Annotated in this window: 10 protein-coding genes; 8 read left to right on the top strand and 2 right to left on the bottom strand. The window is 38.4% G+C overall.

Going from position 1 to position 4,597, the window contains the following annotated elements:
- Positions 1 to 338: helix-turn-helix domain-containing protein (locus RU96_RS12480; protein WP_249024208.1), on the top strand; the 338-nt coding region annotated here is incomplete at its 5' end.
- 281 nt (positions 339 to 619) lie between these two features.
- Positions 620 to 1,159, top strand: a complete 540-nt coding sequence (locus tag RU96_RS12475; protein ID WP_249024207.1) for a hypothetical protein — start codon at positions 620 to 622, stop codon at positions 1,157 to 1,159.
- A 452-nt stretch (positions 1,160 to 1,611) separates the two neighbouring features.
- Here RU96_RS12475 and RU96_RS12470 read toward each other — a convergent pair whose 3' ends face one another.
- The gene (locus RU96_RS12470) at positions 1,612 to 1,755 is read right to left on the bottom strand and encodes a putative holin-like toxin (protein ID WP_010746377.1); all 144 of its coding nucleotides are present in this window, start codon (positions 1,753 to 1,755) and stop codon (positions 1,612 to 1,614) included.
- Positions 1,756 to 1,792: 37 nt separating this feature from the next.
- The gene (locus tag RU96_RS13100; RefSeq protein WP_169818354.1) at positions 1,793 to 2,056 is read right to left on the bottom strand and encodes a hypothetical protein; all 264 of its coding nucleotides are present in this window, start codon (positions 2,054 to 2,056) and stop codon (positions 1,793 to 1,795) included.
- 268 nt (positions 2,057 to 2,324) lie between these two features.
- On the opposite strand from RU96_RS13100, the gene RU96_RS12465 reads away from it, so the two are divergent.
- The 6 genes from RU96_RS12465 to RU96_RS12440 all read left to right on the top strand — a co-directional run.
- The gene (locus tag RU96_RS12465; RefSeq protein WP_071859012.1) at positions 2,325 to 2,612 is read left to right on the top strand and encodes a hypothetical protein; all 288 of its coding nucleotides are present in this window, start codon (positions 2,325 to 2,327) and stop codon (positions 2,610 to 2,612) included.
- Positions 2,613 to 2,782: 170 nt separating this feature from the next.
- Positions 2,783 to 3,280, top strand: a complete 498-nt coding sequence (locus tag RU96_RS12460) for a DnaJ domain-containing protein (RefSeq protein ID WP_071865799.1) — start codon at positions 2,783 to 2,785, stop codon at positions 3,278 to 3,280.
- Positions 3,281 to 3,389: 109 nt separating this feature from the next.
- A complete protein-coding gene (locus RU96_RS12455; RefSeq protein ID WP_071865798.1) occupies positions 3,390 to 3,608 on the top strand; it encodes a hypothetical protein in 219 nt (72 codons plus the stop codon).
- Complete coding sequence (locus RU96_RS12450; RefSeq protein ID WP_010746372.1) at positions 3,598 to 3,777, top strand: hypothetical protein; 180 nt, start codon at positions 3,598 to 3,600, stop codon at positions 3,775 to 3,777. Before RU96_RS12455 ends, RU96_RS12450 begins: the two co-directional genes overlap by 11 nt.
- Positions 3,778 to 3,792: 15 nt before the next feature.
- Positions 3,793 to 3,981, top strand: a complete 189-nt coding sequence (locus tag RU96_RS12445) for a hypothetical protein (protein WP_071865797.1) — start codon at positions 3,793 to 3,795, stop codon at positions 3,979 to 3,981.
- A gap of 41 nt (positions 3,982 to 4,022) precedes the next feature.
- A partial coding sequence (locus tag RU96_RS12440) for a DNA/RNA non-specific endonuclease (RefSeq protein ID WP_071865796.1) occupies positions 4,023 to 4,597 on the top strand: 575 nt, incomplete at its 3' end.

The following is a 4,597-nucleotide window of genomic DNA, read 5'->3' as shown; positions in this document are numbered from 1 at the left end:
TCCACTTTATTAGGATACATGCATTGTTAGATAAATTTATCAAAGATTTGATCATTCAAATTTTGGCTATGGTAGCGGAACGCGAACGGGCGGAAATCAAACGAAGACAAGCACAAGGAATCGCATTAGCGCATGAAAAAGGACTGTTTAGAGGGAGAAAGCCGGATTATTCTCCAACAAGTAGAAATCGACAAAAACAAATTATTTATTATCAAATCGTCGAAATGCTAGAACAAGGAATGGGGATTTCGGAAATTTCTAGAAGAGCAGGTGTTTGTCGACCAACTGTTTATAGGATCAAAGAAAATTTAGAGAAAAACGAGACCCAGGTGGAGTAAGCGCCACCTGGGTTATCTGTTTTTTATCTACAATTTTAAATAACGACTATAATTAAATAATTTTCTGTTAAAATAAAATGGATATCACAATAAAATTAATTATACATGAAAAAGATAAGAAAAAACAGTCTGTTTTTTCAGCGGAATTTATGCTAATCTATGTTTGTGAAGGTTGTTACAAGACAGAAAAGAGTAAAACAAAAAGCGGGAAAAAGTTTGCTTTGGAAACGACAAAAAGAAAGTAAAAATAACTATCAGCCAAATAAAAAGGTGGAGATAGAATGGCTCGATTGTTGAAGTTGTTTTCGTTTGTTGGGGTGTTATTACTTGGATTTAGTGTATTAACTGGTGTTGGAACAAGTGTTTATGCGGCAGAAACGCTAGAAGAAAGTGAGGTTCAGGAATCGTTTTTACAGCCTGAAACAATTTATCAGGATAGTGAAGGGAACATATTTACTAATAATGAAGTAATTGTTCAAAAAGGAAATACAGATCCAAGATTCCAAACCCGAGCACCCAGTGCTGCGCCAATTTCTATAGGAATTTTGTGGACATATAAGAATAAGGCAGATGGGAAAAAGCTACGTGATACTTTCCGAAAAGTTGCAATTTCTGATGGTTCTTTAGGAGCAGTTGCTGGTTTATTGGGTGTAGCGGGTATTGCAACAGGAGGAATAACTGCTGTTTTGGCAGCTATAACTGCAGGGATCGGCGGAACAGTTGCGAAACGTTTTACTGAAGCTGCTGATAAAATAGTAGCTCATCCTAATTCTGGTAAGATATATATGTATATTGATCATGTTACGTATAAAAAGTTATAGAGTAGATGTGAAAAATGTCAATATTTATTTGGGTTACATTGTTATTTATATTGTTAGGGCTGGTCTATAGACATTCCAATAAGACGATGACGGATCATCAAAAAAGAATCTTGAATATTTTTTTGATTACTATTCTTTTATTGGGAATAGGGATTGTAGTAGGTGTTTGGTTTCTATAAGTATCAAAGAAAAACTTCGTTTGTATCTGAAGAGGAAGGAAGTTTTTTATAAGATAGTAAAATTTTTGTTGTCCGCCACACTCCAACCGCCACCACCGTTTAGGAGCGCATGAAAAAAGAAAGGCTTCCGCCTTTCTTCTCGCTCAAAATGTGGTATAATGACTATGTAAAGAGGACGTACTAGTAATACGCCCTCAATGATAGCACCGCTAAAGACGGTGGCAGATTTATATTCTAATTAAAAAATAGTCGTCCACCTGCTAAAGCTGACGGCTATTTTTTGTCTTTATAGTTCAGAATTGCAACAATGGTTGTTATTAAGGTTAGCGTAAAGCCACCAAACGCAATCATTAGTTGCAAGCCTTCTGAAACAGACAACAGGCATTTCCTTTCTTTAGATTTTGGAAGTACGTTCATACGCACCACCTCACTTTCGATTGGATAGCCACCGTCATTAAACTTTACTATCTCTTATATTATACCATAAAAAGCCTTGTATCGTTGCAGATACAAGGCTTTTTTGCTGGTAAAAATCAAAAGAAAAGAGCTGTTTCTTCCTTACTCCAACCGCCACCGCCGTTCGTCGGAAGAAAGCCTTGTTGCACAAGGCAAAGGTCAAAACCATTCCGCTCAAATTCTCCTTTTCTGATGTCAAAACGGTGTCACGCAGCCCTTTGCGTTTTTCGCTTGCCCCTTTTCGTGTGTTCGTGCCATTCACTGCTTGCTACAGTACCACAGCCAGTCGAAAACACAAGGGTAAAATGCACGAGCAAGCTCGCCCTTGTGTTTTCTTGGTGTCTATGGTTCTTTCACTGCACAGCAAACGACACGAACACACTGGCGAAAATGAACAATCGAAAACAAAACGCAAAGGGGGATAGTCTACACCGTTTGACGAAAAGGACAATTTAACCGTCCAGCTTCACTTCCTCAAACGCCTAACAAAAATGGTTGTTCAAAAACCAAAAAAGAAAGGAAAATCAAAAATGACGGTATTAATTAGTAAGGAATTTCAAACAAAATCAGAAATGGTAACAGCGAAAAAGCAGTTAAAAGCGGAGATTCATGGCACATTTGATTTAGAACGGCAAGAGGTTAGAATTCCCAACGGCTTAATTATTTTACAAAGAAAGACTTCTGCCAACCAGTGGTTAAGCTTGACGAACCGAATCAGTGATTTTTCGGCATACATGACAACTAAGGACGCAGATTATCGTCTAAAAACGCCCGATTTAATTTTAAAAGCGACGCAAAACCGAAAAGAGGGACGGTAAAATGTCTTATATGATTGAGAAAATAGTCATTCGGAATTTTTTAGACAACAACGGTATCTATTATAAAGTGCGAAAAAAAGGAAATTAGCTTCTGACTTTGGTATTTTCAGAGGCTATGAGAATGCTTACAAGAGAATGGAACAACTAAGAAAGAAAGGCGCTGATAAAAAATGACCTACATTCAACAGGTATCAACCTTAGAAGAACTGAAAAAAGCCTATAAAAAGCTAGCCTTGAAATTACACCCCGATTGTGGCGGTAGCAATGAAGAAATGGCGCAACTGAACAATGAATATGATGAATTGTTTAGCAAGCTGAAAAACACCCATAAGAACAAAGACGGCGAAACCTACACCAAAGAAACGACTGAAACGCCCGAACAATTCAAAGACATATTAAACCGCTTATTTGCCCTAAAAATGGACGGTGTAGCAATTGAAATCGTGGGAACGTTTATCTGGCTAACGGGGAATACCAAACCATATAAGGACGGTATAAAAACCCTAGCATTTCGTTATTCACCTAAAAAATACGCATGGTATAAAGCGCCAAGTGACTACAAAAAACGTAGTCGGAAACATTACGATATGAACACCCTTCGTGAAATGTACGGCTCCCAAAAAGTGGACACAAAAAAAGAAGCCCTCACTACAGGACTTCAAAACTGAAAAAAATTAATTTACACGTTGAGTATAGACTAAAAAACAAGAAAATACAAGAAAACCCCTCGTAAGAACAGCCCACCTGCTGTCCTTACGAGAGAAGGGAGTGTATCACATGATTGGAAAAAATATAAAAGCCGTTGCTTCTGAAAACTTATCCAAGCGCTATGACCCTCGATTTGTGATTGTTCAAATGGACACAGGGGAAATTTTAGACGACGCCCAAGGCTATGGCTATAAATCAAAGCCCAATGCGTATAGAGGGTATGCGTATAAAGAGAAACAAGCAGTAAAAAGAAGACGACAACAGGAGGGATTCAAAAATGAAAAATGATTTATTGGCATTGCTTTTTCCGCTTTTTTATTCTACGTTTGGCGCTGGTTTACTCCGTTCCTTCTTTTTTGGTCGCTTGCGTCGATTGGTTAAAAAAGGGATACGCCTACTTTTGTCTGGTGTGATTCTTGTGGTTGGCTGGCTCTTATTTCGCTACTTTTGGTTTTAAAGAAGGAGCAGGACAATGACTATAAAAAAAGAAAATAAACGAGTAGTCGCTACATTGACCCCAAAACAGCAAGTGGCATTAACTGCACTAGCCAAAAAGTACGTCCTTTCAGAGAGCAAAATTCTTGCCCATGGTTTGGACTTATTGATTGCGCATGAACAAGCCCATTTTGATGTGGGATTAAAAAAGTGTCGGCACTCATAAATAAAGTGTCTACACTTTTCATGATGAAGGAGGAAACGAATATGACGAAGAAACAAAAACAGCGGCTAAGCTGCTTCCTTACGATTTTGCTTGTGGGGCTAGGACTAGGAAATAAGCAAGAAATCAATACTTGGTTCGCACATTTACAATCAGATAAAACCGTTCAAACGGTACGCAATCAGTTAGATAGTAAAAACGAACAAAAACAGCGAGAAAACCATGGAACAGCTACCACAAGCATTGACCAGCAACAATACGACCAATTAGCTGCTTTAGACTTTCATAGTGGCGATAATGCCGTTTTAAACGTAAATAATGGGCAGTCTACACTGGATATTTCCCAGTGGCAAGAAAACAAGGTGATTTATGGCGAGTTAGACTCCTTGAACCGCACCACAGTTGTTACTGCTTACCTTGATAAACAAAATCTAGGACGTTCCGAAGGGCGAGAACGGCAAGTATGGCAACCGACAGGCTGGCACCAAAAACAGGTTGATGGAAAAGAAATTGTCAACCGAGGACATTTGCTTGCTTATACGTCTAGTTTTAACTTTGAACCAGAGGTAAACTTTAAAAAAGGAGAATTAGGGAGCCAAGACAACCCGAAAAATCTTGC

It is taken from the genome of Enterococcus canintestini, assembly GCF_001885735.1.
Taxonomy (GTDB): domain Bacteria; phylum Bacillota; class Bacilli; order Lactobacillales; family Enterococcaceae; genus Enterococcus_C; species Enterococcus_C canintestini.
This window is presented reverse-complemented; position numbering and strand designations above follow the sequence as displayed.